Origin of the sequence: Pseudomonas sp. BF-R-19, from assembly GCF_019956445.1 — a bacterium.
GTDB classification, from domain to species: Bacteria; Pseudomonadota; Gammaproteobacteria; order Pseudomonadales; family Pseudomonadaceae; genus Aquipseudomonas; species Aquipseudomonas fluorescens_BH.
Genome location: NZ_JAHBDN010000022.1, coordinates 1 through 24,082, shown reverse-complemented (window position 1 = coordinate 24,082; position 24,082 = coordinate 1). Strand labels below are relative to the sequence as shown.

The following is a 24,082-nucleotide window of genomic DNA, read 5'->3' as shown; positions in this document are numbered from 1 at the left end:
GAAAAATACGACTCTTTAAGAATGAAAGGTCACGCTGTCGGTAATCGGCACACGATCCATATGCATGCGGTTGCCTGGGGCACTCTCGTCCGGGTAGCCAAATGACATTCCAAACAGCATTTTCATTTCTTCAGATATGTCTAGCACCTCTCGGATCGTATCTGCATAGAAACCAAGCGAGGTTTGCGGAATGCCGCCTAACCCTCGGGCAGCAAGCGACAGTAGGAAGGTCTGCCCATACATGCCAACGTCGCCAGCAGTTCGAACATTGTCACCGAATACAGGCATGAATAAAAAAACAGCCTGGGGAGCGTTGAAAAAGGACAAGTTCAAAGCCGCCGCTCGCCGCCGCCCCTCCTTGTCTTCGCGCATAACGTTCATAGCCTCATAGTAGGCTTTGCCCTGTGCATTCTTACGATCCCCATAGGGGCCGTAAAAAGCACCCATATCGAACGAAAAGTCTGGGGTGAATTCGCCTGCAGTATTTTTCGCGTGGAGAATTTGCGAAAGCTCTTTCAATTTCTGGCCACGGACAACATGAACATCCCACGGCTGGGTGTTGCAGTTGGAGGGAGCGCACTGGGCATCCTTCAACACCTCCTGAATGGTCTGATCGGGCACAGGGGTGTCTAAAAATCCACGAAAAGACCGACGCGTACGGGCCGTCTTTTGAAATTGTAGGGTTTCATCCATCGCTGTATCAGCATCGAATCTAGCCATTGAAATGGTCATGATTTCCTCTTTGTGCAAATGTGAAAAATGTTCAGTCGGTTGCCGGATGACCGAGCGCATCGAGTGTTTGCCGAAGCTCATCGATACCCCGCTCATCAAGCTGGCAAGCTGACTTAATTTTGCTAGTGATTCCCCGAATGTCAGCTTCCAACATGCGGCTATTAGGCGTTAGGTCGATCATCACGCGACGCTCGTCGGCCGGATCCCGTGTGCGGCTGACGAGTTCGGCAGCCTCAAGCCTTTTCAGCAATGGCGTTATGGTTCCAGCGTCCATCGCAAGCCGGGTTCCGAGGGCACCCACAGTAATTGGCGAGCCGTTTAGAAGCTCCAGGATGACCAGGTACTGCGGGAAGGTTAGGCCCAACGGCTCCAGATAAGGTTTGTGCAATCGCACCACCCGATTTGCCGCCGCATAGAGTGAAAAAGACAGCTGGGTACCCACCCGCTTCCGGTTCGAAGTCATTTCATAGCTCACTATTATATAGTGCACTATATATTCTAGAAGGAGAGTTCTGCTGTCAACCGACGCCTTCTGCCCTCGACGAATGGCTCGCCTGGCTAAGTAGACTATGCCTTACAGTCCCTATGATTTGAGGCGGACGTCGGGTCATGCGGTAGCGAATGACCAATTCCACTTGCCAGCTGCGTCAGCCAGCGTTTCAGGCTGTAACAGAGTGCTCTGCTGGTAGCTAAACCTTCGGGCGCGAGATTGCGCACCGCATTCATCCAGGAGCTCCAATTGGGTGATCAGGTTTGCCCGCCTTTTCCCAATATGAATCGGAGCAAGAAGAAACTGTGCCTCCAGGTAGGCAGATACAATCTGCCTGCTTGGACGGCATAAGGTGATACCCACATGGTTAACTTCATTCTGCCGGTGGTTTGTATCCCGCAAGCATTTTCAACACCTCATCTGAACCGCTCGCTTCAGCGAACCGTAATGGCTTGGTGCGCTCGACTACGAGTTCGGGTGGGGTCGGAGAAATCTCGCGCAGTTCGAAGATTTCATCCAAAAACTCTTCCAAGGGCATCGCGTGCTCGTCATTTTCCTGCCCAAGCAAAGAGGTACGTACCCCCGGCGGCGCAAGCTCGATAACCTCGACTGTCGAGGCTTCTAGCTGAACTCGAAGACTTTGAGTGAACGAGTGAACCGCCGCTTTGGTTGCGCTGTAGGTCGGTGTGGCAGGCAGCGGTACGAATGCCAGAGCCGAGCTGACATTCATAATCGTTGCACTGGGTTGCTTGATCAGTTGGGGAGTGAATGCGTATTCCACGGTGCTTCCAGCTCATCGATCACAGAAACGAATGCCACCCTTCGCTTTTAAATGGACTGGCGCCTCGACGATTTGCACGGTCACGATTTCTGCAGGTATTTCGTAGCTTGCTACCACAGCTTCGGTGATCTTTTTCAGAAGCAGGTGGTGCTGCTCTGCAGTCTTGCCTGCGGCGGCATAGACAATGACTTGCGGCATATCGGTATCCTAATTCATTGAGATAAGTGGGCCTGTTTACCAACCGCACAGGAGGAGAATGGGTTAATTCTTATTGGCGTAACGCTTGCGAATTCACGAGGTCACGCGGCCATTGGCCCTCAAGTCCCATCAATAAATTTTCCAGGGCTCGCTGTGCCATTGCGTTGCGCGTCTCGTTTGTTGCTGAGCCAATATGGGGAACGGTGACGACATTCTTCAACTTGAACAGCCTGGAGTCCGGCAAGGGCTCCTTCACGTAAACATCCAATCCCGCTGCCCGTATTGCCTTTGCTTCAAGGGCTTTTATCAGTGCCTCTTCATCAACCACCTGGCCCCGAGAAACGTTGATCAAAATGCCTTCAGGTTTCATCTGAGCCAACTCGGAATTGCTGATGAGGTTCCTGGTATTGGGAGTCAATGGAACGACCGGGCACACAAAATCGGATTCGCCCAAAAGTGTTTCTTGCGTGACAAACCTTGCGCCGAGCTCTTGCTCAAGCTTGGGCTTGCGGGTTTTTCCACTGTACAAAATATCCATACCGAAACCGAACCTACCTCTACGGGCGATGGCCTCTCCAATTTTGCCTAAACCGATAATGCCCAAGGTCTTTCCATGCACATCGCATCCGAAGTGGGATGCATCGATGGTCTTTGTCCAATTTCCGTCTTTCGTCCAGGCATCCAGCTCAGGGATACGCCGTGCCGTAGCTAGGATCAGGGCGAAAGCCAGATCAGCCGTGGTTTCGTTCAGCACATCCGGCGTATTGGTCAGCATGATCCCTCGGCTATTGAGATAGCTAAGGTCATAATTGTCATATCCCACCGAAATGCTGGAGATGATCTCAAGATTTGTAGCCGACGCCAGCTCAACTTCGCCTAGTCGACGATTCCCGCCGATCAGTCCATGAGCGCGGGGAAGAGCTGCTTCGAACTGAGCATCCATGTCACCAAGCTCGGGGCTCATGATGACGATGTCGTACTTATCTGCGTAAGGTTCAAGCATGCTGGGTGAGACACGGCTGAAGGCCAAGATTGTCTTTTTCATGACGCTTTATTCCACCTGGCTCAAGCTCAATTTGGGCCGTTATCTGACTTCAAATAGGTTTTTGCCCATTCGCGGTAATTGTCCGAAAGTGTGTATTTTGAAAGCAGCTCAGGGAGCGAAAGCTCGCGCCCCTCGGTGTCGCTTTGTTCGCGCAACGCCTCGTAACTCGCTTTGATCGCGGCCAAAAATGGGGCATGCCCATTGACCACTATCCGTACATTAGCGGTGCTGAGTTTCTCAACATCGCTCAGTGCGGGATTACCGTAGTTGATGAGCATGATCGGAACGGTGAGATGCGCTGTGAGAGCCTCCAGGTGCTGGAAGTCCTTTACTCCAACAAGGCAAATTGCGTCTGCTCCAGCCTTCTGATAGGCCGTAGTCCGAGCAATCGAATCTTCCACGGTGGTAACTGCCACATTCGTCCTGGCGATGATGCTCAGTGCATCATCTGAGCGTGCAAATCGTGCAGCATAGATCTTGCTCGCGCCCTCCTCCATATTGATCAGCACGTTCGATTGCTCGTCGTACTTGGCGGGTAGGTGCGTGTCCTCCAGTGTCAGCGCAGCAACACCAGCCTTTTGTAATTCTGTGACTGTTCGCATCACATTGAGCGCGTTTCCGAATCCATGGTCAGCGTCCCCAATGATTGGGATTTGGCTGGCGCGGCCAACCCTGGAAACTTGCTCTGCATATTCGTCGAGCGTGAGTAACGAGATATCTGGAGCACCAAGCACTTGAAGCGAGGCGACCGATCCACCCTGGATAGCGACCTCAAATCCAAGGTCAGAAGCCATTCGAACAGAGATCGGATCGAACACGGATGCGGCAAATTTACAGACGGTTCCATGAAGCAAATCACCGAACGCCTTACGTAATTCATGATGAGATCGCTCAATCATTTTTTCGGCTCCATCACATTTCAACTGAGTACATCGCTTGAATCGTCCTGCAAGGACGAGACAGCAAATTAGCTACCGGTCATTACGCCTGTTCGATGCGCAATGGCCGGTAAGCGATGCTGGTTACTTTTGTGCTAACAACGCTTTACGCTCTGCCTTCTCGCTTTTCATTGCGGCAATTTCACGCTCGCAAGCCTCGACATCGAACGAGTTGTCCCACTTGGCAATGGCGATGGTGCCGATACCGTTGCCGATCAGGTTGGTCACGGCTCGTGCTTCGTTCAGGAACCGGTCGATACCCAACAGCAGGACAAGGCCGACCAGCGGAATCGAGTGAATGGTTGTGAGCGTTGCCGCCAGGGTTATGAACCCGGCACCCGCCACACCAGCCGAGCCTTTCGAGGTCAGCAGGAAGACACCCAACAGAATCATCTGATCCATAAACGTCAGTGGCGTATTGGTTGCCTGTGCGATAAAAATCGCCGCCATGGTGAGGTAAATGCAGGTGCCATCCGCATTGAAGGCATATCCAGTTGGTAGCACCATGCCCACAACTGACTTCTTGCAGCCCAGCTTTTCAAGTTTCACCATCATTCGCGGAAGCACGGCTTCGGTTGAGCAGGTGCCAAGCGTGATGAGAATTTCATCTTTGAAATAACGAAGAAATTGCATAAGCGGCATGCCCGACCATCTAGCAACGGTACCCAGCACTACCACAATGAAAATCAAGGTCGTGATGTAGAGCGCGACCAGCAACTGGCCGAGTGACAGCAAGGTACCAATCCCGTACTTGCCAATAGTGAAAGCCATACCGGCCCCGGCACCAATCGGAGCCAAACGCATGACCATTGCCACGATCTTGAACAGCCCTTGCAGAAACAGGTCGATGGTATTGATCAGCGGTTTGCTGGTTTCGCCCATTTGAACGAGGGCAACGCCCATCAAAACCGAAATCAAGATGACCTGAAGCATGACGCCATTCGAGAATGCGCCAATGAAGGTACTCGGGATTATGTTGAGAAAGAAATCGATTGTTCCGCCCTGCTCACTGGCGGCTTGGCTGTACTTGGCGATAGCGCTGGCATCAAGCGTGGTAGCGTTGATATTCATCCCAGCGCCTGGCTTTACGATATTGACCACAATAAGGCCGATGACCAGCGCAATGGTTGAAAGGATTTCAAAGTAGAGCAGTGCTTTGACGCCGATCCGCCCGACTTCCTTGATGCTGCCCATTTTGGCGATACCAACGACGACGGTACCGAAAATAATAGGCGCCAACAGCATTTTGATGAGTTTGATAAAGCCATCCGCAAAAGGTTGGAGCTTGGCTCCGAATTGCGGTTCAAAGTGACCAATTGCTGCACCGATGACGATACCGATCAGCACCTGCACATACAGCTGGCTGTACCAGCGGGACTTGGAGATTTCCACGGGAGCACCTCATTTTATTTTTGTGATGGGCGTGTGGCGTGGCGTCAGTGAGTGACGCCTAATAACGGTGGCCTCCTGCAAGAGGCCGCCGTTCGAGGGCTATCAGCCTTCGCCCAGCTCGCGCATTACTGCGTACAAAGCAGACTTGGCTTCGAAGCCGACACCTGGGATATCCGGCAGACCTACATAGCCGTTTTCCACACGAATCCCGTCAGCGAACCCGCCGAAAGGCTGGAACACATCCGGGTACGATTCGTTACCGCCCAGGTGTAGACCCGCTGCGATGTTCAGGGACATCTGGTGACCACCATGCGGAACTACGCGGCGGGAAGACCAACCCATTTCTTCCATCACCTTCAGGGTGCGCATGTACTCCACGAGTCCGTAAGACAGGGCGCAGTCGAACTGGAGGTAATCGCGATCTGGGCGCATACCACCGTGGCGTAGCAGGTTCCGGGCATCCTGATGGGAGAACAGGTTTTCACCGGTAGCCATGGGCAGCTCATAGTGGTTTGCAAGCTCAGCCTGCAGTGCATAGTCCAGCGGATCGCCAACTTCTTCGTACCAGAAGAGGTTGTACTTTTTGATGGCCTCCGCGTACGCAATACCGGTCTTCAGATCGAAGCGGCCATTGGCATCGACCGCCAGGCGACGACCATCACCTACCACTTCAAGTACCGCTTCGATACGACGGATATCTTCGTCCAGTGGCACCGCACCAATCTTCATCTTCACGACGTCGTAGCCACGATCCAGATAGCTCTGCATTTCTGCTTTGAGCTTGGTCTGGTCTTTTCCTGGGTAGTAATAGCCACCCGCCGCATAGACCCAAACCTTGTCATCTGCCACGCCGCCACGGTAACGGTCGGCCAGCAGGCGATACAGGGGCTTGCCTTCAATCTTCGCAACGGCATCCCACACAGCCATATCAATGGTGCCGACTGCGACTGAGCGCTCGCCGTGGCCACCTGGCTTTTCGTTGGTCATCAGGGTTTTCCAGATGGCGAACGGATCGAGGTTGTTGTTCTCATGATCGACGAGAGTATCTGGGTCAGCTTCCGTGATACGCGCCAGGAAGCGATCACGCATCAGTGCGCCTTGGCCATAGCGACCGTTGGAGTTGAAACCGTAGCCGATGACAGGTTTACCATCGCGAATCACATCCGTGACGACAGCGACCACCGAACAGGTCATTTTGGAGAAATCGATGTAGGCGTTGGCAATTGGCGAGGCAATGGAAACAGTTTTTTCACGGATGTCTACGATACGCATGACGGGTTCCTCTTGTTGTTGGTGGCCCCACGTTATGCTTTGCGATGACACCCGCCCAATGCTATTAATGCCGCACCCTATGCACAGGAGGCATGGCCCTTGGAACTCGTTTGGCTTGAGGATTTTTCAGCCCTTGCGGAGTACGGCAGCTTTGTTCGCGCGGCTGAAGCGCGGCACGTTACTCAGCCTGCATTCAGCCGCAGAGTCCGCTCTCTAGAGAATTGGATGGGGGTACAGCTGTTCGTTCGCACCCCTCAAGGGGCGACCCTGACCGAAGCTGGGAGGCAAATTTTGCCAAGTGCTCAGGAGGCAGCCAGGCGCTTGTACAGGATGCGCAACGAAGCTCAAGAGGTGGCGGGAATGGCCGCTAAATCGCTGCACTTCGCTGCGACTCACTCCCTGTCGTTTACCTTTTTTCCAAGGTGGCTTCGAAGCGCAGAAAACGGTGCCCCAATCGAGGCTGTACAGCTGCACTCAGATAGCATGGCTGTCTGTGAGCAGATGCTGATACATGGCCAGGTTCAGTTTCTGCTTTGCCACCGCCACCCCGATGTTCCACCATTGCTGGCCCCTGATCAGTTCATCGGCAAGAAGGTTGGCGAGGACGCTCTCGTTCCTCTGGCGAGCGCTTCCGCCAACTTCGGCAATTCCCCAGCGGCATTGCCCTACCTCGCTTATACCCATGAGTCAGGACTGGGGCGTATCGTCGCTCACCGACTGAATGGCAAGGAAGATTACCTTCACCTCAAACCACTTTTCAGTAGCCACCTCGCGGCGGTGCTGATGTCTATGGCCCTGGAAAGCAAAGGCGTGGCATGGTTGCCCAAGAGCCTCACCGAGCAAGAAATAATGGATGGGCGCTTAGTCAGAGCACTAGACGAAAGCTGGGATATCCCTCTGGAAATTCACCTGACCCGTCCAGCAGCGCCACTCAGTACATCTGCCGAAGAATTCTGGGCAAGGGTGGGCAGCGACTGATAACGCATCCAAAAAAAAAGGCCCCGAAGGGCCCCTTGTACTCAAACCAAACTCACTTGGTCAGCCAGGACTCAACCGTCGCAGAGCCATGCTCAGCTTTCCATTCCTTCAGCGTCTTGTGATTGCCGCCTTTGGTTTCTACCACTTCGCCGGTGTGAGGGTTTTTATAGACCTTCACTTGGCGTGGTTTACGGCTGCCGGCTTTGGACTCGACGGTTGGAGCGCGACGGCGGGACTGCGGATCAAGCAAGTTGATCACGTTAGGCAGGCTGTAGCCGTACTCAGCCAGCAATGCGCGCAGCTTGGTTTCAAATTCGATTTCTTTCTTCAGGCCAGCATCGCCTTTCAGCGCCTCGAGAGCCTGGAGCTGTTCGGCAAGGTGCTTTTCCAGTTGGCGAAATTCTGCGAGCTTGGACATGGTCGTTCTCTAGGTAGTTAGTCGCCTAACAATACACCAAAATCTGTAAATCGGATTAAGGCTCAGCGCTTCCGATGTACCGAAATGTCACTGCTGCTCACCCTTTAAAGAAAATTGCGACTTTGTTCCCAATGGGATCGCGCAGATATGTTCCCTACTGCCTTTTGGACAACGAGAGACGCACAAAACCATTCGGAGTCGCCAGCCGCGTTGAGTATAGAAATCATGGGTAAGGATCAGGGGAGCCCCGCATCTGGCGAGTCTAGGTTCGCGGCCCTGATTTACTCGTCTTCCGCTGAGAGCGGTGAATTGAGTTCAACATCTACCTGACCGACTAGCGCAGAGATGCGAGCGACCAGATTCATCTCCACAGGCAGCATTCGCTCTGGATGCGCGTCCATGTCCGCCGCCAGAAGCTCGAGAGTTCGGGATACGGAGAGATGAGCTTTCATCGGTTCAGCCGCCGGCGAGGTCTTGCTCTGAAGATGGTTCGCGGACGTGATGTGGGGGATACGAAGGTCATTCATGACCCAACCTTATCTGCAGTCCGAGGTTGCAGCAACTGCGGGACTGTTCTGCCCATTTTGCTGACGACGTGTTGCTTCGATGATTAGACAGCGGCTTTTTTGAACTGAGAAATTATGGCTCAGCAATAATTATGGCTGAGCCATAATTTGGAATAATCCAGTCTTGCCACTTCCCCACCGTTGGTGAAACTCGAATCACCTGCAGCACACCGTCCAAAGCTGATCGGCCTGCGTCGTGATGCGCCTCTATGGTGACAAAACAAATCGGGATGCCAAGACCTTGAAAAGCTCTGCAAGCGCTCGTGCGTCTAGCAACGCATGATGGGGTAGATCACACAGCTCTACCTGTTCAAGAGCTACCGCATTCACCTGATTGAAGAGGCTTGTAAGGTTGGTCGGTTGACTCACAACCTGGACTGGCCAGGGCTGATGATCTGCGCAAGCGAGATCACAGAAAAACCTCCAATCCCAATGTGGCGCATCGGAACACACTTCAAGCTCCTCGTCGAAGCTGCCTAGAAAGCTTCGAAGAGAGGCTCGGGCTTCGACAAGCGACTGGCCATATTGCAAAGAATCGAGCTGCGGTAAAACGTTTTGGATGACGAAGTCACTACAGTCGTCGAGCGAATAGGTATTAGTCAACTCAACGTAAAACTCTTCGCCAGACTGCGATACCAGCGCTAGAGATATCAGCTTCGAGTACTGATTGAGCTGGGTGAATTCGCAATCTAGGAATATCTTCAACGCCCTTTCCTTTTCAACGAATTGTTAGCGTGGCCTGTCATTGGAGCCGTGTTCATTCCACTATTTACAGTACCGATGGATTTTCGAGGAGCGTAACTACCAGGTCGGCCGAGTAAGTGAGTCGCTGCATTTGTGATTGGACGTGGGGTTTGTCAGTCGTCTCCCCAGGGATCGAATTTGTCCCCATACCTGGCGTGTAGGGCGCGATTACGTTCGATCCGCCTGATCCACGGATCGTAGTCCTCAGGCAACGCTGCGAGCTTAGCGCTGATGATCATTTGCACGGCTTCGTCACGCAGTAACCTGCTAGTCAGCTCGCGGTATTCGCCACGTGTAACCACACCATAAACGGCGTGATTGTCTTTAACGTAGAGGTCGGTCATTCCTACCCGCATATGGCCATATTTTTGTACGTCATCGGGGTAGATGTCCTCTAGGCTGAGGTATCCCATATTGAACTCCAGGCTAAGAATGTACTCGCTGAATAGCTCTGCCTGTGCGCTACACAATGTTCAAAGACGCCACCGAAAACGTGCACCATCATTGCAATCGTTCCTTCGCGCCAGCGCCTACAAAAGCCAGCCAACAGCAGGTGATTTAGTGTGCGCATGATAGCCTCGACTCAGACATCATTGTTCTGAGACTCCACCTTGAGCACTACCAGCGTACCCAACGACTTCAACACACTGATCAACGCACCAAAATTTTCGGAAGACCCTATCGGTCGGCGTCAAATGAAGCGGTGGCAGCTCATCGCTGAAGACATCTACAAAAGCACATCCAAAGAGGCGTTGCTCGAAGCAAGGGGCAGAGCCGAAGGCTACATCTACGGCCTTGTGGACGCTGGGCATTTGTCGACCAGAGACACCGACCGCGACTATCTCATTTTGAGCATCGTCCAACGGCGGCGTGAGTTTTTACAGAAACTGCTGAACGAGTACGGTTACTGAGCCAAGGCGATCTGTGAATCCGTCTGACGTAAAAATGAGCATCACAGGATAGAGGCAGTTTGAAGCGCTCCGCACGGGTAACTCGGAGCGCTGCTGATTAAAACCGTAAGAAGCCTAGCAAGCGATTTTTCAGAGGTCTGACGGAGCTCGAGAAATGAGTTTGGCCTGAATCGACTCCCATTCCACCATTGAAATGAGCACCGCAGTTCTGCGCTGCCCATCGATGAAAACTGGTTTACGAGTCGTGATCACCTGGTCGAGCAACTCGTCAAAATGGGCTATTGCCCGAGCAACTGACCGTCGTTCATCTGCCATGTGCCAGGCCCTATCTCGAGATAAAAAGTGGATTTCTCACCACCATTCAGAAACGGTCGGCGGACTCGAGAAGCTTGAGAAAGCTTGCTCTGCCAAGGCCTCGCTTGAAGCTAGCTATGACGTAATTACCGTCCTGAGTTTCGAGCAGCCAAAACCGCCCTTCTTTCCTCGCTGACTGAATTTTACCTGTCCGAAGAATAGAACCATCTGCTCTATGGTAGGCATCGTCCTTCTCAGAGTGATCGAATGACACCCCGACGCAGGTGTCATCTGCAATAAAAGCGTCGCTGATGAATGCCGTGACAGGCACCGTGTATTTGCGAAGGCTTGCTCGCACCAAACGGCGCAGCTGAAATTCGCTGACATCTTTACTATGAAATTCCAGCTCAATTACTTCAGGCATCCAACTCAAGCTCCAAAACGACCATGAATAAACCGTCGGCAAACATCGCTCACCCTGCCTTCATTGAAAAAGCGGCACCAATGCTAGCCTCTTTTCTCAGTCCTGGCCCAAGGAGGAGATAGACAGTTTTTTTGGTTTCAAACATGTAAGGGCTGGAAGAGATACCGAAATTACTGCGCACCCACATCGAAGGCTGGAAGCGATTTTGACTGTCGAGGACAATTTCGTGGGCGAAAAGCGTCGCGGGAAGTAGACCCAGCCCGGTGAGTTTGTCTTTCTCAGTAGGTGTCACAGTAAGGTCGATCAGGATCCACTGCTTCACAACACAGAATGCTTTGCCTGGGAAGGCGTCTGCGGCGAATTCAATTAGCTCGTCTTGGGTGCCGCGCCAGCCAGCAACCTCCTCGCCAGCGCCGTAAAGGAGCTGGGAAATCTCTTCTAACGTAACCATGTGAATTTCTCGATCGATGTAGGTTTAGATCGTACAAATGGAATTCATCCCAGCGCCACAACGTAGGGAAAAAAATTCAGATTGCTAAGGTTTATCGCTGAATCGCAGCTCATCAAATCTCGAGCAAAAAATCCTGATCGAAACCGGTGTCTTCAGTCGGATATCCGCGAGGATTTGACACAACTCGGCATCCTCCTTTAACGAAATCCGCAGCGATGTGGGTATGTCCATAAATCCAAAGATCGGCCTTCTCCAGAAGCTCAGACCAATTGTTTGCGTACGCAGCAATGAGGTGCGCAGGAAAAGCCTCACTCACGTAATCGGACGTAGGGGCATGGTGCGTGACGACAACAGTTTTACCGGCGAAGGGCTTGTCCAGTTCTCCAGTAAGCCAGGCGTACGCCGCCTTTGATTTAGTGATCAAGTCATCAGGACGCAAACGTCGGAAATTTTCATCGGTTCTGATCACGGTGAAATCGTTCATCCAGTCCCAAGCAATACGTTTCGCAGCAACGACATCTCCGGTCGACGAGTAGTCTGTCCACGCTGTCGTGACTAAAAACCTAGTTTGATTGAGGATCAAGGCCTCGTTTTCGAGGACGTGAACATGTGACGCTGCCGCCTCCCTCATCTTCCGCAGCGTGTGATCAATGTGGCCGCCGTAGTACTCATGGTTTCCGCAGACGTAAATCACCGGGCACTGGAATGTGTCATTTGCCCAAACCACGCCGCGCGATTTGATATCAATGTCACCAGCGAGAATGACTACGTCAGCGTCGCTTGGGACGGGATCGAATCGAGCGAACCCCAGGTGCAGATCTGAGTAGATTTGGAGCTTCATAGCATGTTCGCCTCAGACTATTCCGGAATTTTAGGCATCAGTACTGTGGGATATTCCGGAACCATCGATGCGTTACGCTTGGGGTCTTCGTAGATGGTTTTCACTTCCGTGAGCAGACTCGTGCCGCTCGTACTATCAATAGACGTGCTGTAAACCGCTCCACTCTCGACTTTGTGAAGCAACACATACTCCCCGCTATGGTCGTAACCAGCGGTCAACTCAATCAATGTCTCCATACGATCTAAAGAAGTGGCGTTCATCCAGGGCGGTGTTATGACCTGTACGACTTCAACCGAACTGGTCTTGCTATCCGCGAGGATTTCGACCAAGACAGAGGCGCTAGTCGATATCAGTTTCTCAATGCGGTGCCCTGATCCTTCGCAGATCCGGCGAACGATTTGATACCAAGGATCCATCGATTGCCGCTCAAGCATTCGCCAAGCCGATCGCCCGTGTCCAAAAAGCCCAGGAAAACGAAATGAGTAAGACTCATCTGAGATAAACATTTTTGATACTCGTCTGTGGTACGCACGTGCGGCAACCCGCTTGATTTTTCGCTTCCATGCCCATTTAGTGATCAGCTCGCTGATTCCATGACCGACAGAAATTCCTGCGTTTGCTGGATTAGATCGCGTCAATACATCGAATACGTTTACGATCCATCGAACTCGATTGGGTCAATGCGAGGCTCCATAGGACGCCTGGACACAGATCCAACGGCAGCTCACCAGGCTTTCAATCGGCGTCATCCAGAATAATAACATCAATCGACGTTTATCTAAACACTTCGAGTGTGGCCCTATCCTCGCTTTTTAGGGACGATCATGTCGCTCAAGAAAGAGATTGCCGCAACGATACGGGTAGTTCGGTCGGTGCGCGGGCTGGCATACGAAGACTTGGCGCCTGTCACCGCGCGCACGAACATCAGTGCGCTCGAACGTGGGAAGGTCAACATCACCGTTGATAAATTGATCGAGCTATCCACGCCCCTGAAGCTTGACCCTGTGGCCCTTCTAGCCATCAGCATCTCGTTGAGCAATGGTGAGCTCCCCGAAGCGGCTTTGGAACGGGCCCGTGTCGAGCTGGAGATTTTCCGATCAGAAGGAGGTTTGGATATTCTTGCAACGCAGATCGTTGACGACACGCTTGTGCAGCGCTCACGAGGGAAGCCGGAAGGCTCCAAAAATGCTCAGGCTATTAAGGAGCTCAAGGAGGCAGGGTTTAGTCGAAAAGACGTTATGGAAAAGCTCGGGCTATCCAGGTCTACGGTGTATGGGCACTGGAAGGCTTAGAAAGAAACCTACCCGCATACCCCTTTTCCCGGGGTATGCCACGGGCCGCAGCATGCCAAGCATATCAAGCCTAGGTTTTGCACGAAAAGCGATGTCGCAAATAGCGCATGGCACCAGCTAATGAAACTATCGCGACAAAGCGTTTCGCGAGCTTGTCGAAGCGGGTGACGATTCGATAGCTCTTCTTAAATCACCCAAACAACTCGATCGCGACTCGCAATGACGAACCCCGAGGCGCACTTGGGTCGCTCGCGAGATTAGTTTGCAGATATGCATATCTAGAGTGGATTGGTGATCCGCAGCCAAATTTCTGATACGGGCCCATTTTAGAGATCACGACGCAAACCAGGAGCATTTCAATCAGTTGTCGCAATCATTGAGCTCAAGGATTTAAGTCCTCGTACAATGTAGTTACCACTCGCTCGTTAATGGTTGCTGGTTCGCATGCCTCACTTCCCGTATGCCTTCACCATCGATACCAACTTTTTGCAGTTCGCGGTGGGCGTGGTTGTAGTTGAGGAACCCGGATATTCTAGCTGCAATGTTTAATGCTTCGCAATGACTAACGTTTTGCTCTCGCTTTATCACTCTTGCTTTACTCTTGATACCATTGATGGTGAAAGCAGGGCTAGAGATGGAGTATTTAGTCATATCGTGGCCTCTCTAAAAATATATCGTCGGTTAGGATTGCGGTGCACTGATACAAAAAATAGCCGGCTTTCTCTCCAACAGTGCATTGACGCGCTGGACTGCCAATTCGACTATGTCGTTCACAACATCTGGCGCGATTACGGTCGGCTTGCAAATTCGACAGAGTACGTTTTGTGGCCAGTCATAAATACAATGAATCACAAACGACTCAAGCATCTTAAAATCCAGTAGATTCAAGCGCGACACTCTACTTCTAGCAATCAATTTAGACGAAGGTAAAAACGCTTCGTTTGCATCCTTGTCATTTATGTTTTTATTAAGCGCTGGCATGAAGCACTTACTTGCCTTGAGGTTATGAGATCGAAGTAGCTTTATTGTATCCAAGGGGGGCAAACGTTTATCGGTAACACACCAAATCCCATGCTTAACAAAAATAAGATCATCTATGGTTTCTGTTACTGTCGCATCGTAACCGAGTGCATAGTGGAGAATGCGACCAGTTACACTGTCAATAGCAAAAAATACAAAGCAGCTTTTCCGCCTTCCTGTCTGGATGTCGAGAACCTGAAATTTTGGTGTAAAACAACACGATGATATATAGCGAAGTTTACGATCTGTTTTTAACACTCTAGCCCACCTTTAAGCATGCTCACAGATAAATCTATCGTACTAAATAGTTTTAGCATGGACTTTGCTTGAGATGCTCCAACGCTCCTATTAAGGTTTACCCAAATCAGCTCAGGAGATGTAGGTAGAAAATGGCAGTGAGCAATACGTGCTCGCTCAGCTTCCGCATCGTTGATCCAATCTAACATGAGACCAATGAGGTAAAATGACCGCCCCCGCGCGGCGGATGTCGAGCGACGAACGGTATGATAAAAATCCATTATATTGTTAAATCTATTTATACGCCCCTCATCAAACCCCTGAACAGTAATATCCTTCGTGTCGTCGAAGCAAAACCTCAAGCTAGGCAAAAATGTTATGCGCATTAAGGTTGTTACGAATGACAACATATCATGGCGTACATCAGAGTCCTTACATTCTTTCAATAGCTTCTGTAGACGCTTTTGCACACGCAAGCCTAGAGCCAGCACATGTCGATTTTCCTCGTCGATGCGCTCTTGTCGAAGCTGCTCTCTATGCTGCTCCCAGTGTTGTTGAAACAATTTTCGACCGAAATCTATTCGCTCAAACAAAAGGTCGTTTCCATCTCGAAGTAAACTGCAGTGGCGTATGCAGTAAGGTTGCAACAGATATCTCCAGCACTTTAAATATATAGGGAATCCTGTAGCAGCTATCGCCTCTTCCATGCACCTATAGCAATAGCCACGTCTGTAAGCGACGGGGATTATTGGGGCATCAGGGGCCGCGAACACACGCTTTAACCAACTCTCTGATAAAGCATATGCCTTAACGAAAGCCTGGACTTCCTCACCACCCAAGCAAAAATCTAAATCGTCACAAGGTTTATGGGTGAAAGAACCGGAAGGTTGATAAGGCGTTTTTAACGCGTCAAGCTTCTCATCTCGCTCGTACTCCCAATGAGTAGTCAGCTTATCGTAGAATTTCGAGCTGCTCAGTGCGTATAAGACAGGTAGGGGTAACAGTTCTCGCACACGAAACATCCATGAAGACAGTGCCTCACCTGGGTATGGTTTAGGAATAACAGATTTGGAGTAGCTCAAGCTCATAGTCTTTCAACGCCCATTTGTCGCGATCAGGTACGATAACCCCGGCGCTGCCCAGAAGGTTTTCTACATAGCAGATACGCAATGCTGTTTGAACTAGATGGAGTCGCATTCCGCAATCGACTACTGTCTGCCCCCAGTTTGACGGAGTCGGAATTTTCATGTTTACTTGTTGATTACAGACCCCCCATTCACGAATAGCCATGCTATTTAAATCATTAAAATCTAGGTTATCCGCAAGATTGTAGACCTGCCAGTTGGTTAGGCAATGCTTATGGAAATTACGCACAAGTCGAGTATTGCGCGTGGAAAAAATCACAGATAGTGCATGTGCTCCTTTCCCAATCACCTGAAAAAACTCGAATACCTCCGTTAAATCTCGCTCCCGCTCGATATAAATATCCAGATCATCAATGACTAAAGTCTGCCGCCCCGTAGCTGAAGCAAAGATTGGAAGGTAAGCAGGTATGACGCCTGCTTTTCTAGTTCCTTCTAAGTGAAAATCTTCGCAGATATGATCGACGATGTTAGTTTCGCCCACGAAAACATTACCACTGAGCAGCAAAACTTGAGCGGAATGACACTTCACGACGTGCGATAGCAAAGTCGATATCCCGCATCCTGGCTCTCCCGTAATCATTGTAATCGCGCCCTTTATCCTAGATTGAACAATGGACTGAAGCTGGTTGTATATCGCACGATAAGAAGGCGTCATATATTGGAAGCCACTTTCGGCTTCCAATACCAATCGCCCCATCTGAAGTGCGCGGCGTTTGTTTATGCCCACAGTTTCTGCACGTCCACTTCGTCTAACCCCTGGAGACCGTAGCCAAGATCGCTCATGATTTCCTCAATATTCATGATGTGGTCGAGTGTGATTCTCTCTGTACCGTCAGCGATTGCAGCCCAAGCGGCTGCCTGCAACATCTTTACGATGTTGTCAGTGATTCCCAGCGCCTTCTCCATGATAGTTAGCAAAAGCCTTTGATCGCGATAGTCCGTAGGTTTTTTCAGCGGCAGGCGGTGAATATAGCTGAATACAAAATTTCTAAAAGAGTCTCCATTTATCCATGATTCCAACTGATGTACTGAATAGCGGCGCGCTAATTGCGGGTCTTCTCGTAAATGGCGTGCGGCATCGGGGACGCCAAACGCGAATACAGACAAACCATAAGTCTCTCCCGATAGGTTTTTCATCAGAGAAAGGTTTACGCGTCTTTGAAATGGTGACAGAGTGAAAGCGTCATGCACCTCATCGATCACAATAGCCTTGATGTTCTGTGATTTGATAATGTATTGAAGTTCTGGTGTGATCTTCCTGCTTTGACGCGCACGACGAGACACGTCAAGTCCCATTTTGTCGAAAATCAGCTCTTTGAGATTGTAGCTATCAGCATTCTGGTGCATGGTGACGAAGATAATCTTCTGTGAAGACATGGCGTTGCGACGCTGTAATGCGGCGATTGCACTCGTTTTCCCGAGACCTCCAGCTCCTAAACAAAGCAAACATGGAGCAACAGTCTTACCCTTCATTGACATCATTAGATCAATTTTTTTAAACAGGCGTTCTGCCGAAGGATGAGGCACCCAAAAATCAGTCTGGCACGCCTCTGCCCTTTCAGGATCAGAAAGACCGAATAAATGATGACGACTTGAATGCACGTGTTGGTACTGATCTGCTTTTATTTGTCCAGCTTGCCCTACAGTTATTTGTTCGTACTGACTCACAGTTACTCATCCTATTTACATTTGTATTAATTTTGCTCTACTCGGTTACGCTATGATAAGGTTATTGAAATCCGAGCGAGACCGCGAAACCCAGTAAGATTTCGGAAAAATAGTTAGCGTTCGCAAATATTAGTAATCACTCAAAATTAAAGTGATAGCCTATGCCAGAATAATTATTTGTTACCAACCTAAATCGATTAATAAATCATAGGAGCTTGATCATAGTCAATCTCCTTCGTTGTATACCAATCCTCCCGCATAACAAACGAATCAGAATTTTGTGCACGAGTGGCTTTGCTCGTGATACGTTTATTATTTTTATTGTGACGTGTTGCAGTGCGATTTGGAACTGATCGAGTACCAAGGTGTTCTGCCTGGTCAATCAACGCGTTTACTTCTGACTCTTTAGGTATAACAGTAGTGCCCTTGGAGTTTTTTTTGTAATCTTTGACTGCTGCCGCTTCACGTGCTTTGTCCTTTTTGCTTTTGGCAGTTAGTCGAGCCTCCTCATTCTCAATATCTTGAGCTAACGCAATTGAAGCCGTTCCGTCCTTAGTTAGTGTTCCATCCCTTTCGCCCTTCTGCTGGCGCTGCGCACGATAGATTTCATAGTTAGAACTCCGTTTGAACGGATTTCGATGACACGGAATTTTTACATACTTGCCGTCACTATCAAGGTCAACCAAGATGGAGCTGACATCATAGGGGTCATATTTGACCAACACGGAATCTCGAATTTTCTGTTGTAAAATTGGAGCATAATAAAACCGGTTGTGCATTTCTATTCCACCATTTCGAATCACCTTCATTTTCTCTGGATAGAGTACGTATCTAAAGTTTTCATGCCTCGCCTCCTCAATTTGCTTTGGTGGCGCGTGCTGGGCGTAGTATTTTTTCCATTTATCAGCCGGACTCATCCTAATACCGCTGTGCTTGCGCTCATGATAAGAGTGAATCGCACATACCATAAACTTTCGAAGGCCGGGTAGGGTAAATACGGCTTTTCCCTCGCTATCTTCATCCCCCCGTTGCAAAGTATTGGAATAGGTCGTACCCCTTAAAAAATGCACTTTCGAAGTCATCATCGTTCCGATCAGGCGCTCGATGTGTCCACCTTGGTGTTTCTTGCCTACATCACGATGCTCCATGGTTACGCCAAAAGTTTTTAGATTCACCTTGACTAAATCGGAGCGAAACTCTGCTGCATTGTCGGCATGGATCACACTTGGAACGCCATGCATCGGCCAGAGTCTTGGATCCAGCCCTAATGAGGCAAGGAAGCCAGCTTTTGGGAGCACGCAATTTTCGATGAGCATCGCTACTGATATTGCACTCGGTGGTAGCAAGGTAAGATAAAACCCCAAGACCACTCTTGTATGAATACAGATTGCTAAGCTAATCCAGGGACGCCCTAGAATAATGGTACGGTCATCCTCATCGACCACTATCAGATCCATACGTGTATGGTCGATCTGTACCCACTCGAGCGGGCGGGTCGTATCTTTGTACCCAGGACGGGCTTCGTAGATATCATCCGCAGTAGCTTTGCCAAGCTTCATCTTGGCCAAAACTCGTTTCCCTAATGCTTGAAGCCTTTTGCGTACCAAATGATAACTAGGCCGTGGAAGCATTTGTCCATCTGCAAGAGTGCAGACCTGCTCCCAAACTTTCTCGATAGTTGCTGCTTTCCCCGTATAGTGCAGGAGGCTCTCGATGATGATTGCCTCCATATTGGGTTCAAACACTGGCAAACTCGCTTTAGGGCCTGGTTTCTTTGCTACAACGACTCCCAGATCCCCCTTGTTCGCCTGTACTCGCCTCGCTATCTTATAAAAACCAGATAGCGTAATTCCAAGTGCTTCTGCCGCAGTGAAAGCATCCATCTGTTTAGTTAGGTATGCTTCCACCGTCGGGATTCGTTCGGATCCAACAAGCTGTCTCTCTATATCTTTTTGCGAGCTATTTACATTAAGGAGCGTATTGTCTTGCTCCAATCCAATTTTTTTGGATTTGCCAGTCTCGTTCCTTCTAAATTTTTTTGCCACTTACATTACTGCCTCTTAACGAAAGCTTCCGGATACAAAGCTTCGATAGTAGATGGCTGGCTTTAACTATCACTTCATGTTTTTAAAGAGCGGTGTTACCAACAGCCCAGCTAGTCTTACTTCCTGAAACTGCGAGGTCAACAATGTTAAAATGACATCACTTTGCACTTTTCATTATCGAATATTACACCCAAAACAATTACGAATATTGCCGGAAAACAATATACATAAATTGCAGCCATTGATTTATAACAACTTTTTTTACTCAGCTGCAGCTTTACCATCGTCAACAATTAGAGTATATTGACGATCGCACACTATTCCATATAGCTTATTATTACTAGAACTAATCTAGATTGTTCTTTTCTATGAATTCATATCATGTGAAATTGCAAAATATTTTGATTTTTAGTTTGCTGGAGCTGTTTTTTTTGCGCATTGAGGGAGGAGCCTTTCCACTATGCGTCGGACAAGGTGCGTGCGGGAAATGAGGACAAAAACCTACTGGTTTTTTGAGATAACGTGGACAAAAACCGATTTTTTGTGTCCGCAATAGAGTTTGATAACTTAAATACCTATTAAAAACAATGATTTAGGATTTTGTCCGCAATTCGCAACGCTCACATTTCCTCTTGGCATGCATCTCCAGCAATCGACGTCAAGGCCGGCGCAGCGAGCTTCGCCTACGGGTACCGAAGGACTCTATAGATCTCAGAAATCACCTGCATCGTTGCGTCTTCGATCGTTCCTTCGTTACGGCATAAAACCCAGCCGTGATCTGCAATTGCTTGCTCGAACGCCTTTGTACAAGCGACATGTTCTTCCAGCTTATGGATCACAGTACTGCCCAACCCACGTCCTCGTGCCGCAGCCCTTGCCCACGAAATATCAGGGGCGGTGACAACCCCGACATGCAGGTCTGGCACTCGCACGTTTCGATCAATGTTCAATTGTAGAATCTCTGCAAACGGGACTATCCGGCGAAACGCGGCATCAGACGGGTACCAGCGATCGATCAAGATGATGCTGTCTGGTGGCTGTTTAGTCAGCACGTTCCGGGAAATCCATGTACGGCTATCAGCAAAGCGCTCACAAACCCTCAACTCCAAATCCCGGGTGGGATTTCTGACGAGCTTATTAACGAGGGTCATTGTTTCACCCCTATAGGGATCGCTTTTTTTCTCGCAAAGTCGGATCACCTTTTTGTTGTCTGCCCTCAGTAATTTCGTCACGGCTTCCAACAGTGTGGTTTTGCCGGCTCCCTTGGGCCCATCTAGAGAAACAAACAGCGGACGATTCATTCTTCACATAACGATTGAGATACGATTTTTTTGCCCGGTTCGTTCGCTGGAAACGCTTGGCGCGACTACGCGAATCGAGTGTTGGGACCACATGAACAGACATTGATGAACACTCTAACTTGGTTTCTGACTAACGGGTCTCAAAAGAGCAATCATGTTGGCTGTCGATCATCCCGCGGTAGGCGCAGGTACCACTGAAACGCGGTGCCACCAGGGGCTGGCCAAGACCGTTGAGGACATGATCACGAATTGAAGACTTGATACCGTCCGCGGCGATCAACAGGTCGCAGCGATGCTCAGTGCCATCGGTGAACCGTACGCGAGCCTGTCCGGCATCCTGCTCCACGCTGACGGCGCGCTTACCGAACTGGGCGATCCCTTCGGGCAACTGACTGGCCAGAGCATCGAGGAAGTCAGCACGGTGTACCGATGACTGCCCTACCCCTTCGGCCAGGCTTGCGCCCAGATAACCGGCATCTTCACCACGACGCCATTCGAACCAGATGTCCTGCCACGGATCCTGCGTCTGGTCGGCAATCCAAGTGCACCTGTATTTGACCGTGGAGCCCACGGTGCTAGAGGCTTGGGACGACTCATGAACGTTCAACATCGCCCACAAGTTAAATCACGTAATCGCAGCCGGCGGCAGCTCCGTTCACCGTGCTCACCTCTAAAAATGAGATGAATGCGGACCCGCAGGAGCTGCCGCCGGCTGCGATCTTTTTCTGCCGGTTATCTAAGCCGCTGATTGTTGCAAGGCAGGCACTGCCAGACTCACCGCCCGCACCGAAGCCCCCGCAATCAAGCCCAACGCCATGGCGACTTGAGCGTCGACAATCAGCGTACCGGCTGCAACTCGCGCCGCTGCCGCAGTGATCCGGCAATCGGCAAACTGACGGTTATGAATCAAGTAAGTCGCCGCGTGCTCCCCCGGTGTGCCAATGCTCAGTTGCAGCACCTGGCTATCGCGCACCGCACGAATATCCCCGGTGGCGCATTCGATCAGCGGACCACCGTCGAAAATGTCGATGTAGTCACGATGCTCGAAGCCTTCAGCCTTGAGCATACCCAGCGCCGGTTCGGTGTTTGGGTGAACCCTTCCGATGACCGTTCGTGCCCCCTCCGGCAACAGGCAGGTTGGCAGCGGAAACTTGGGCATCAGTTCCGCAATGAAGGTCTTGTTACCCAACCCTGTGAGGTAGTCGGCATCGGCAAAATCCATCTTGAAGAAGTGCCGTCCCAGGCCTTCCCAGAACGGTGAAACGCCCTCTTCATCCGAATAACCGCGCATTTCCGCGATGACCTTGTCACCGAAGCGATCGCGAAACTCCGCCAGAAACAGGAAGCGCGCCTTCGACAACAAACGACCATTCAAACCACTGCGGTGATCGGCGTGTAAAAACAGTGAACACAGCTCGGAATGGTCGGTCATGTCGTTGCCTAGAAACAACGTTGGCAACTGTTGATTGATACCCAGGTTTTTCGACGCTGCGACGAACAAGCCCAAGCGGTAGTTGTACCAGGGCTCCCGCAGGCCGACAGCACCCGCCAGGGCACAGATACCCACCGTTTTTTTGTGTTCGTTCTCCAGCACAAACAGGTAATCGGCATCGGCGCGCTCGGCTTCGCCGGCGAAGGTTTTGGCCGCCCATTCCAGGCGCTGGCGCAGTCGCGACGCATCAGCCGGCAAGGTGGTCAACCCGGTGCCGGCACTATGGGCCAAGGCCAGTAGAGCCGGCAGATCGTCAGGCGTTGCAGGGCGGACGATCATCGCACTTGTTCCTGGGTGGACGAATGCTTGGGCAGGAACACCTCGGCCAGCATGCAGCGCGCGCTGCCGCCACCGATGCGCTCGATGGTGTCGATGTTCACCGGCAACGGCGTGGTGTGAGCTTCGATCAAGCGACGCTGATTGGCGTCCAGCGATTGCCATGCTGTGCGCGACATCACCAGCAGCGGCTCGCCCGCTGCGTTGTGCACTTCGAGCATGTTGCCGGCAAAGGACTCCAGCTGCGCCCAATTCAAGGCGATGACCTGTTTACCGCTGGTTTCGAGTCGGTTACGCAGCGCCGCACTTTCGCCCGGATGGGGCACAGACGCCAGGCAGGCCACCGCCAGGCGGGTGCCGACACTCATCATGACGTTGGTGTGATAAATCGCTACGCCCTGGCGGTCCACCGCGTTGAACGCACACAGTTCATAGCCCAGATGGGTGACCAGCTGATCCAGTGCCCGGGCGTGGGTGCGGGTCGAGTACCCGGCGTAGCAGATCCGCTGTTGCCGATCCAGGACCATGCTGCCGGTGCCCTCCAGGAAAACCTCCTGCTCTTCGAGGCTGGACAGGTCCAGCAACTGCTCGACCCGGTATTCACCCAGCAACCCGTCGAGTACACCTTTGTCCCGCTCCAGGCGCCGGTTGTGGCCCTGCATCGGATACAGGACCAAGGTGCCATCCGGGTGGCTGCTCCACCAGTTGTTGGGGAAGATCGAGTCCGGGGTATGCGGCGCTTCGCGATCGTTGTGCACCAGGACTTCAACGTCGTGCCGACGCAACGCGTCAACATAGCCATCGAACTCGGCCAGGGCCTTGAGTTGTACGTCTTCGGCAACTGTTGCCGGACGCTGGAAACGGTTATTCGCCGCCGTGTCCTGATTGAAGGAGAAACGTGTCGGGCGAATCATTAATACCGTATTGGTGGTTTGCATGGGCACAGACTCAATGAGGGTCGAGAGAGGCTCATTGTCTGTTTCGAGGTGGGAAAAACCCGGTTGATAACGGCTTTTGCGCTGATGGAAACGGCTGAAGATTCTGACCCCTTCAGCCGATTCGGTGAACGACACAAATCAAATGTGGGAGCGGGCTTGCTCGCGAAGGCGGAGTGTCATCCAACATCAATGT

Annotated in this window: 27 protein-coding genes and 3 pseudogenes; 3 read left to right on the top strand and 27 right to left on the bottom strand. The window is 51.0% G+C overall.

The window, feature by feature from the left end; all coding sequences use genetic code 11:
• Positions 1-15: 15 nt before the first annotated feature.
• The 8 genes and pseudogenes from KGB28_RS01260 to KGB28_RS01225 form a co-directional block, all read right to left on the bottom strand.
• A complete protein-coding gene (locus KGB28_RS01260; protein ID WP_223441398.1) occupies positions 16-813 on the bottom strand; it encodes a nitroreductase in 798 nt (265 codons plus the stop codon).
• Positions 764-1,195: a MarR family winged helix-turn-helix transcriptional regulator gene (locus tag KGB28_RS01255; protein ID WP_223441396.1), complete on the bottom strand. Its 432-nt coding sequence runs from the start codon at positions 1,193-1,195 to the stop codon at positions 764-766. The genes KGB28_RS01260 and KGB28_RS01255 overlap by 50 nt, the downstream gene beginning before the upstream one ends.
• Before the next feature lie 400 nt (positions 1,196-1,595).
• A pseudogene (locus KGB28_RS01250) lies at positions 1,596-1,997 on the bottom strand (SDR family NAD(P)-dependent oxidoreductase); the annotation flags it as partial.
• 18 nt (positions 1,998-2,015) lie between these two features.
• The gene (locus KGB28_RS01245; protein WP_223441393.1) at positions 2,016-2,201 is read right to left on the bottom strand and encodes a tautomerase family protein; all 186 of its coding nucleotides are present in this window, start codon (positions 2,199-2,201) and stop codon (positions 2,016-2,018) included.
• A gap of 70 nt (positions 2,202-2,271) precedes the next feature.
• Positions 2,272-3,246: a 2-hydroxyacid dehydrogenase gene (locus tag KGB28_RS01240; RefSeq protein WP_223441391.1), complete on the bottom strand. Its 975-nt coding sequence runs from the start codon at positions 3,244-3,246 to the stop codon at positions 2,272-2,274.
• Between the two features lie 26 nt (positions 3,247-3,272).
• Positions 3,273-4,145, bottom strand: a complete 873-nt coding sequence (locus KGB28_RS01235) for an oxaloacetate decarboxylase (RefSeq protein ID WP_223441388.1) — start codon at positions 4,143-4,145, stop codon at positions 3,273-3,275.
• A gap of 123 nt (positions 4,146-4,268) precedes the next feature.
• Entirely contained in the window at positions 4,269-5,576 is a 1,308-nt protein-coding gene (gene dctA, locus KGB28_RS01230) for a C4-dicarboxylate transporter DctA (protein WP_223441385.1), read from the bottom strand.
• Between the two features lie 102 nt (positions 5,577-5,678).
• Positions 5,679-6,848: a mandelate racemase/muconate lactonizing enzyme family protein gene (locus KGB28_RS01225; RefSeq protein ID WP_223441382.1), complete on the bottom strand. Its 1,170-nt coding sequence runs from the start codon at positions 6,846-6,848 to the stop codon at positions 5,679-5,681.
• 99 nt (positions 6,849-6,947) lie between these two features.
• On the opposite strand from KGB28_RS01225, the gene KGB28_RS01220 reads away from it, so the two are divergent.
• On the top strand, positions 6,948-7,826 hold the full coding sequence (locus tag KGB28_RS01220; protein ID WP_223441379.1) for a LysR family transcriptional regulator: 879 nt from the start codon (positions 6,948-6,950) through the stop codon (positions 7,824-7,826).
• 52 nt (positions 7,827-7,878) lie between these two features.
• Here KGB28_RS01220 and KGB28_RS01215 read toward each other — a convergent pair whose 3' ends face one another.
• The 4 genes from KGB28_RS01215 to KGB28_RS01200 form a co-directional block, all read right to left on the bottom strand.
• Positions 7,879-8,244, bottom strand: coding sequence for a histone-like nucleoid-structuring protein, MvaT/MvaU family (locus KGB28_RS01215; protein ID WP_223441377.1), 366 nt, complete (start codon positions 8,242-8,244; stop codon positions 7,879-7,881).
• Positions 8,245-8,525: 281 nt separating this feature from the next.
• On the bottom strand, positions 8,526-8,771 hold the full coding sequence (locus tag KGB28_RS01210) for a type II toxin-antitoxin system PrlF family antitoxin (protein WP_223441374.1): 246 nt from the start codon (positions 8,769-8,771) through the stop codon (positions 8,526-8,528).
• A gap of 246 nt (positions 8,772-9,017) precedes the next feature.
• Complete coding sequence (locus KGB28_RS01205) at positions 9,018-9,515, bottom strand: 3'-5' exoribonuclease (RefSeq protein ID WP_223441372.1); 498 nt, start codon at positions 9,513-9,515, stop codon at positions 9,018-9,020.
• Positions 9,516-9,667: 152 nt separating this feature from the next.
• A complete protein-coding gene (locus tag KGB28_RS01200; RefSeq protein WP_223441369.1) occupies positions 9,668-9,967 on the bottom strand; it encodes a hypothetical protein in 300 nt (99 codons plus the stop codon).
• 198 nt (positions 9,968-10,165) lie between these two features.
• Here KGB28_RS01200 and KGB28_RS01195 point away from each other — a divergent pair, with 198 nt between their 5' ends.
• A complete protein-coding gene (locus KGB28_RS01195; protein ID WP_223441366.1) occupies positions 10,166-10,465 on the top strand; it encodes a hypothetical protein in 300 nt (99 codons plus the stop codon).
• Positions 10,466-10,826: 361 nt separating this feature from the next.
• On the opposite strand, the gene KGB28_RS01190 is transcribed toward KGB28_RS01195, so the two are convergent.
• The 5 genes and pseudogenes from KGB28_RS01190 to gvpC form a co-directional block, all read right to left on the bottom strand.
• Positions 10,827-11,183, bottom strand: coding sequence for a hypothetical protein (locus tag KGB28_RS01190; RefSeq protein ID WP_223441363.1), 357 nt, complete (start codon positions 11,181-11,183; stop codon positions 10,827-10,829).
• A 49-nt stretch (positions 11,184-11,232) separates the two neighbouring features.
• Positions 11,233-11,634 (bottom strand): DUF6957 family protein, encoded by a 402-nt coding sequence (locus KGB28_RS01185; protein ID WP_223441361.1) that lies wholly within the window; start codon positions 11,632-11,634, stop codon positions 11,233-11,235.
• A gap of 112 nt (positions 11,635-11,746) precedes the next feature.
• Positions 11,747-12,475: a metallophosphoesterase gene (locus KGB28_RS01180; protein WP_223441359.1), complete on the bottom strand. Its 729-nt coding sequence runs from the start codon at positions 12,473-12,475 to the stop codon at positions 11,747-11,749.
• Positions 12,476-12,492: 17 nt separating this feature from the next.
• Positions 12,493-12,981 carry a hypothetical protein gene (locus KGB28_RS01175; protein ID WP_223441357.1) on the bottom strand — a complete coding sequence of 163 codons (489 nt, stop codon included), beginning with the start codon at positions 12,979-12,981 and terminating at the stop codon, positions 12,493-12,495.
• Between the two features lie 71 nt (positions 12,982-13,052).
• Positions 13,053-13,109: pseudogene (gene gvpC / locus KGB28_RS31755) on the bottom strand (gas vesicle protein GvpC); the annotation flags it as partial.
• Between the two features lie 190 nt (positions 13,110-13,299).
• On the opposite strand from gvpC, the gene KGB28_RS01170 reads away from it, so the two are divergent.
• The gene (locus KGB28_RS01170) at positions 13,300-13,767 is read left to right on the top strand and encodes a helix-turn-helix domain-containing protein (RefSeq protein ID WP_223441355.1); all 468 of its coding nucleotides are present in this window, start codon (positions 13,300-13,302) and stop codon (positions 13,765-13,767) included.
• 411 nt (positions 13,768-14,178) lie between these two features.
• Here the strand turns inward: KGB28_RS01170 and KGB28_RS01165 are convergent, their stop codons facing one another.
• The 10 genes and pseudogenes from KGB28_RS01165 to ctlX all read right to left on the bottom strand — a co-directional run bounded on the left by KGB28_RS01165 (position 14,179) and on the right by ctlX (position 23,889).
• Complete coding sequence (locus KGB28_RS01165) at positions 14,179-14,418, bottom strand: hypothetical protein (protein WP_223441352.1); 240 nt, start codon at positions 14,416-14,418, stop codon at positions 14,179-14,181.
• 30 nt (positions 14,419-14,448) lie between these two features.
• On the bottom strand, positions 14,449-15,045 hold the full coding sequence (locus KGB28_RS01160; protein ID WP_223441349.1) for a hypothetical protein: 597 nt from the start codon (positions 15,043-15,045) through the stop codon (positions 14,449-14,451).
• Positions 15,039-16,106 carry a hypothetical protein gene (locus KGB28_RS01155; protein WP_223441347.1) on the bottom strand — a complete coding sequence of 356 codons (1,068 nt, stop codon included), beginning with the start codon at positions 16,104-16,106 and terminating at the stop codon, positions 15,039-15,041. The genes KGB28_RS01160 and KGB28_RS01155 overlap by 7 nt, the downstream gene beginning before the upstream one ends.
• The gene (locus KGB28_RS01150; protein WP_223441345.1) at positions 16,078-16,896 is read right to left on the bottom strand and encodes a hypothetical protein; all 819 of its coding nucleotides are present in this window, start codon (positions 16,894-16,896) and stop codon (positions 16,078-16,080) included. Before KGB28_RS01150 ends, KGB28_RS01155 begins: the two co-directional genes overlap by 29 nt.
• Positions 16,887-17,837, bottom strand: coding sequence for a TniB family NTP-binding protein (locus tag KGB28_RS01145; protein ID WP_223441343.1), 951 nt, complete (start codon positions 17,835-17,837; stop codon positions 16,887-16,889). Before KGB28_RS01145 ends, KGB28_RS01150 begins: the two co-directional genes overlap by 10 nt.
• 197 nt (positions 17,838-18,034) lie before the next feature.
• Positions 18,035-19,882 (bottom strand): Mu transposase C-terminal domain-containing protein, encoded by a 1,848-nt coding sequence (locus KGB28_RS31595; RefSeq protein ID WP_223441342.1) that lies wholly within the window; start codon positions 19,880-19,882, stop codon positions 18,035-18,037.
• A 683-nt stretch (positions 19,883-20,565) separates the two neighbouring features.
• Positions 20,566-21,183 (bottom strand): dTMP kinase, encoded by a 618-nt coding sequence (locus KGB28_RS01135; protein ID WP_151213488.1) that lies wholly within the window; start codon positions 21,181-21,183, stop codon positions 20,566-20,568.
• A 157-nt stretch (positions 21,184-21,340) separates the two neighbouring features.
• Positions 21,341-21,721: pseudogene (locus KGB28_RS01130) on the bottom strand (FAD-dependent monooxygenase); the annotation flags it as partial.
• A gap of 198 nt (positions 21,722-21,919) precedes the next feature.
• Positions 21,920-22,954: an arginine N-succinyltransferase gene (gene astA / locus KGB28_RS01125; protein ID WP_223441339.1), complete on the bottom strand. Its 1,035-nt coding sequence runs from the start codon at positions 22,952-22,954 to the stop codon at positions 21,920-21,922.
• The gene (gene ctlX / locus KGB28_RS01120; RefSeq protein ID WP_223441338.1) at positions 22,951-23,889 is read right to left on the bottom strand and encodes a citrulline utilization hydrolase CtlX; all 939 of its coding nucleotides are present in this window, start codon (positions 23,887-23,889) and stop codon (positions 22,951-22,953) included. Before ctlX ends, astA begins: the two co-directional genes overlap by 4 nt.
• Between the last annotated feature and the right edge of the window lie 193 nt (positions 23,890-24,082).

What these genes read in the sequence shown, in the direction of transcription:
- KGB28_RS01245 (WP_223441393.1), bottom strand. Translation starts at nt 2,201, where the DNA reads ATGCCGCAAGTCATTGTCTATGCCGCCGCAGGCAAGACTGCAGAGCAG.
- KGB28_RS01240 (WP_223441391.1), bottom strand. Translation starts at nt 3,246, where the DNA reads ATGAAAAAGACAATCTTGGCCTTCAGCCGTGTCTCACCCAGCATGCTT.
- KGB28_RS01165 (WP_223441352.1), bottom strand. Translation starts at nt 14,418, where the DNA reads ATGACTAAATACTCCATCTCTAGCCCTGCTTTCACCATCAATGGTATC.
- ctlX (WP_223441338.1), bottom strand. Translation starts at nt 23,889, where the DNA reads ATGCAAACCACCAATACGGTATTAATGATTCGCCCGACACGTTTCTCC.
- astA (WP_223441339.1), bottom strand. Translation starts at nt 22,954, where the DNA reads ATGATCGTCCGCCCTGCAACGCCTGACGATCTGCCGGCTCTACTGGCC.
- KGB28_RS01200 (WP_223441369.1), bottom strand. Translation starts at nt 9,967, where the DNA reads ATGGGATACCTCAGCCTAGAGGACATCTACCCCGATGACGTACAAAAA.
- KGB28_RS01215 (WP_223441377.1), bottom strand. Translation starts at nt 8,244, where the DNA reads ATGTCCAAGCTCGCAGAATTTCGCCAACTGGAAAAGCACCTTGCCGAA.
- KGB28_RS01180 (WP_223441359.1), bottom strand. Translation starts at nt 12,475, where the DNA reads ATGAAGCTCCAAATCTACTCAGATCTGCACCTGGGGTTCGCTCGATTC.
- KGB28_RS01175 (WP_223441357.1), bottom strand. Translation starts at nt 12,981, where the DNA reads ATGTTTATCTCAGATGAGTCTTACTCATTTCGTTTTCCTGGGCTTTTT.
- KGB28_RS01235 (WP_223441388.1), bottom strand. Translation starts at nt 4,145, where the DNA reads ATGATTGAGCGATCTCATCATGAATTACGTAAGGCGTTCGGTGATTTG.
- KGB28_RS01255 (WP_223441396.1), bottom strand. Translation starts at nt 1,195, where the DNA reads ATGACTTCGAACCGGAAGCGGGTGGGTACCCAGCTGTCTTTTTCACTC.
- KGB28_RS01170 (WP_223441355.1), top strand. Translation starts at nt 13,300, where the DNA reads ATGTCGCTCAAGAAAGAGATTGCCGCAACGATACGGGTAGTTCGGTCG.
- KGB28_RS01260 (WP_223441398.1), bottom strand. Translation starts at nt 813, where the DNA reads ATGAGCTTCGGCAAACACTCGATGCGCTCGGTCATCCGGCAACCGACT.
- KGB28_RS01210 (WP_223441374.1), bottom strand. Translation starts at nt 8,771, where the DNA reads ATGAATGACCTTCGTATCCCCCACATCACGTCCGCGAACCATCTTCAG.
- KGB28_RS01185 (WP_223441361.1), bottom strand. Translation starts at nt 11,634, where the DNA reads ATGGTTACGTTAGAAGAGATTTCCCAGCTCCTTTACGGCGCTGGCGAG.
- KGB28_RS01190 (WP_223441363.1), bottom strand. Translation starts at nt 11,183, where the DNA reads ATGCCTGAAGTAATTGAGCTGGAATTTCATAGTAAAGATGTCAGCGAA.
- KGB28_RS01225 (WP_223441382.1), bottom strand. Translation starts at nt 6,848, where the DNA reads ATGCGTATCGTAGACATCCGTGAAAAAACTGTTTCCATTGCCTCGCCA.
- KGB28_RS01135 (WP_151213488.1), bottom strand. Translation starts at nt 21,183, where the DNA reads ATGAATCGTCCGCTGTTTGTTTCTCTAGATGGGCCCAAGGGAGCCGGC.